Origin of the sequence: Arthrobacter sp. Hiyo1 (assembly GCF_001263615.2) — a bacterium.
In the GTDB taxonomy this organism is placed as follows: domain Bacteria; phylum Actinomycetota; class Actinomycetes; order Actinomycetales; family Micrococcaceae; genus Arthrobacter.
The window spans coordinates 248,880-253,315 of sequence record NZ_DF952472.1 but is presented as its reverse complement, the minus strand read 5'-3'; the positions used below and the strand labels follow the sequence as shown (position 1 = coordinate 253,315).

Here is a 4,436-nt window from a genome sequence, read left to right as displayed (position 1 = left end):
AGCCTGTGGGACATCGCCATCTGGGCCATCCCCTTCGGCATCGTGGGCGGCCGGCTCTACCACGTCATCTCCTCACCGGACGCCTACTTCGGCCCCGGCTTCAACGGCACGGGCGACCTCTCCCTGATCCCGCAGATCTGGCGAGGCGGCCTGGGTATCTGGGGTGCCGTGGTTCTCGGCGTTGTCGGTGCGTGGCTTGGTTGCCGCCGGTCCGGCGTCAAGCTCACGGCCTTCCTGGATGCCGCAGCCCCCGGGCTGCTGCTGGCGCAAGCGATCGGACGTTGGGGAAACTGGTTCAACCAGGAACTCTTCGGCGGACCCACCACCTTGCCGTGGGGCCTCCAAATAGATCCCAACAGCCCCAATTTCCCGGCCGGAATGCCCAGCGACACGCTCTTCCACCCGACGTTCCTTTACGAATCCCTCTGGAACATCGTCGGCGTCGTGGTCCTCCTCGTCCTGGACCGCCGCTTCCATTTCCGCCGTGGCAGGCTCTTCTGGCTGTATGCCATCTACTACACGCTTGGCCGCGTCTGGATCGAAGCGTTGCGGATCGACGATGCCGAACAGATCAACCTCTTCGGCATCACGACGCGGCTCAACGTATGGACGAGCATCTTCGTCTTCGTCGCGGCGCTCATCATCTTCATCGCCCTGAGCCTGCGCGGCAGGCCGGAGCCGGACACAGCGTACCTTCCCGGCAGGGAGCCCTCCGCGGTGACAACCGACGAAGATGAGCCCGCCGCCAACTCAAATGCCGATGAGCCGACTGCTGCCACTGAGACGGACAGCACAATTGTGACCGATGCGAAGGCCCATGATACGGACGGATCTGTCTCAGATACCGGTGCGCATGGTAATCTCCGGAATAACCAAAGCGATCTGGGCCATACTGCTGAGCCTACGGAAACGGCCGAGGAGTCACACGCCGGCGTCACGTCGGATTCCGGCTCCGCGTCCACCGAAACCACCGCCAGCAGCGCCCCCGGATCCGGCCGGAAGCTGGCAGCACCAAGTAGCCAGCGCTACGGCACAGGGAACCGGGCTACCGCCCAGAGGCCCCCGGCCACAGCGTCGTGGCACACTTGGCAGTCGCCCGGCAGCACACAGAGGCTCCGCGGTCAAGCTTGGGTCAGGGGCATGCGTAACTGTTCGTTGCGACTTGCCCGCTGACCTACAATTTCAAGTAACTAGCGCTTTGTTATGCCCGTCACACGGCAGGCAAGGTGGGGCCAACGTTGTCCCTTCCATTCGCACGATCTCGAGGAAGGACGTCTTCAATGACCCATCTTCATAACCCAAGCTGGTCCGAAACAGTCGAACCGCAGGGGGCCATCTCGCCCTTCAAGCGTTTCGCTGCGCTCCCGGAAGCCCAGGGACTCTACAACCCTGAGCAGGAGAAGGACGCTTGCGGCCTGGCCATTATCGCCACCCTGCGTGGTGAACCCGGCTATGACATCGTGGAAGCGGCACTGACTGCCCTGCGCAACCTCGAACACCGCGGCGCCGTGGGCGCCGACGAAGGCACGGGCGACGGCGCCGGGCTCCTCATGCAGGTTCCGGACGAATTCTTCCGGGCCGTCACTGAGTTCGAGCTCCCCGCACCCGGCCAGTACGTGGTGGGCACCGCCTTCCTGCCTGCTGAAACCCGCGAAGCAGAGACCGCAAAGGCCGGCATCGAGGCGCTTGCAGTCGATGAGGGACTGACGGTCCTTGGCTGGCGTGAAGTGCCGGTGGTCGGGGACCTGGTCGGCGCCATGGCCCGTGCCTGCATGCCTTACTTCGCGCAGCCGTTCCTTGCTTCCGCGACGGGCGAAGTGCTGGACCGGAATGAACTCGACTCCCGGGCCTGGCGTATCCGCAAGCGTGCCCAGAACAAGTTCGGCGTCTACTTCCCGTCGCTGTCCTCGCGCACCATCGTGTACAAGGGCATGTTGACCACTGCCCAGCTGGAGCCGTTCTACCCGGATCTCTCGGACAAGCGCTTCAAGACCAAGCTTGCGATCGTGCACTCGCGCTTTTCCACGAACACGTTCCCGTCGTGGCCGCTCGCCCAGCCCTTCCGCACCATCGCCCACAACGGCGAAATCAACACCGTCAAGGGCAACCGGAACTGGATGCGGGCGCGCCAGTCCCAACTCGCGAACCCGCTGCTGGGCGACTCCCCGGAGGAGTTGTACCCCATCTGCACGCCGGGTGCCTCGGACTCCGCGTCCTTCGATGAGGTTGCCGAGCTGCTCTGGCTTTCCGGGCGGCCCATCACGCATTCGATCATGATGATGATCCCCGAGGCGTGGGAAAACCACGCCACGATGGATCCGGCACGCCGCGCCTTCTACGAGTACCACTCCCTGCTCATGGAGCCGTGGGACGGTCCGGCGGCGGTGTCCTTCACCGACGGCAACCTCGTTGGTGCGACCCTTGACCGCAATGGCCTGCGCCCCGGCCGTTACTGGATCACCGAAGACGGCCTGATCGTCTTCGCCTCCGAAGTCGGCGTGATCGAGGTCGAACCGGCCAAGGTGGTCAAGAAGGGCCGTGTTTCGCCGGGGAAGATGTTCCTGGTGGACACCGAAGCCGGTCGCATCATCGACGACGCCGAGGTCAAGGCCGAGGTGGCCGCGGCCAACCCTTGGGCTGAATGGGTCAAGGACAACCTGATCGACCTCAACGAGCTACCCGAGCGCGAGCACGTGCTGCACACGGCTGCGTCCGTGAACATCCGCCAGCGGACGTTCGGCTACACCACCGAGGAGTTGAAGATCCTCCTCGGGCCGATGGCCCGGACCGGGGCCGAACCGCTCGGCGCCATGGGCTCCGACACTCCGGTTGCCGTGCTGTCCAAGCGCCCGCGCTTGCTGTTCGACTACTTCGTGCAGTCTTTCGCCCAGGTCACCAACCCGCCCTTGGACGCGATCCGCGAAGAGCTCGTGACCTCGCTGAAGTGCGCCATCGGTCCCAACGGCAACCTTCTCGACGTCGGGCAGGTCCGCCAGCCGCAGATCTCCCTGCCGTTCCCGGTGATCAACAACGACCAGCTCGCCAAGATCGCCAACATCGAGAACGCCGACGCGACAAGGTCGCCATGAAGGTCCGCGGACTCTACCGTCCGGAGGGCGGCGAAGCAGCACTGCGGAGCCGCCTCACGGAAATCTGCGAGCAGGTTTCCGGCGCGATCAACCGCGGCGTTCAGTACATCGTGCTGTCCGACCGCGACTCCAACGCGCAATGGGCCCCGATCCCGTCCCTGCTGCTCGTCAGCGCGGTACACCACCACTTGCTGCGCAGCGCCAACCGCACCAAGACCGCCCTGGTGGTCGAGGCCGGCGACGTCCGCGAAACGCACCACGTGGCGGTGCTCGTAGGCTTCGGCGCTTCCGCCGTGAACCCCTACCTGGCCATGGAATCCGTGGAGCAGCTCATCAGCACCGGCGAAGTGGTTGGCGTGACTCCCGAAGACGGCGTCTACAACCTCATCAAGGGCCTCGGCAAGGGTGTCCTGAAGATTATGTCCAAGATGGGCATTTCCACGGTGGCTTCCTACACCGGTGCCCAAACATTCGAAGCCTTGGGCCTGTCCCAGGACCTCGTGGACGAGTTCTTCTCCGGCACCCACTCCCAGTTGGGTGGCGTCGGCCTGGACGTCATCGCCGCCGAGGTTTCGGCACGCCACCAGATGGCCTACCCGGAAGGCGGCATCGAGCTGCCGCACCGTCCGTTGCTCGGCGGCGGTGAATACCAGTGGCGCCGCGACGGTGAACCGCACCTGTTCAACCCGGAGACTGTCTTCCGCCTCCAGCACGCCACGCGCGAACGCCGCTACGACATCTTCAAGTCCTACACCAAGGGAATCGACGACCAGTCCGAGAACCTCATGACCCTGCGTGGGCTCTTGAAGTTCAAGGACACCCTGCGCCCCGCCGTGCCTCTTGAGGAAGTCGAGCCGGTTTCCAGCATCGTGAAGCGCTTCTCCACCGGGGCGATGAGCTACGGCTCCATCTCCAAGGAAGCCCACGAAACCCTCGCAATCGCCATGAACCGGCTGGGCGCCAAGTCCAACACCGGTGAAGGCGGCGAAGACGTGGACCGCCTGCTGGACCCGGAGCGCCGCTCCGCGATCAAGCAGATCGCCTCCGGCCGTTTCGGCGTGACCAGCCTGTACCTGACCAACGCCGAGGACATCCAGATCAAGATGGCCCAGGGCGCCAAGCCCGGTGAAGGCGGCCAGTTGATGGCGCAGAAGGTGTACCCCTGGGTAGCCCGGACTCGTCACTCGACCCCGGGCGTCGGGCTCATCTCCCCGCCCCCGCACCACGACATCTACTCGATCGAGGACCTCGCACAGCTCATCTACGACGCCAAGCGGGCCAACCCCTCGGCGCGCGTGCACGTGAAGCTGGTGTCCGAAGTCGGGATCGGCACGGTGGCGTCCGGCG

Annotated in this window: 1 protein-coding gene and 1 pseudogene; both read left to right on the top strand. The window is 64.8% G+C overall.

Going from position 1 to position 4,436, the window contains the following annotated elements; all coding sequences use genetic code 11:
- The coding region (gene lgt, locus AHiyo1_RS14800; RefSeq protein ID WP_084784526.1) for a prolipoprotein diacylglyceryl transferase at window positions 1-1,173 on the top strand (1,173 nt) is incomplete at its 5' end.
- 107 nt (window positions 1,174-1,280) lie between these two features.
- A pseudogene (gene gltB / locus AHiyo1_RS14795) lies at window positions 1,281-4,436 on the top strand (glutamate synthase large subunit); the annotation flags it as partial.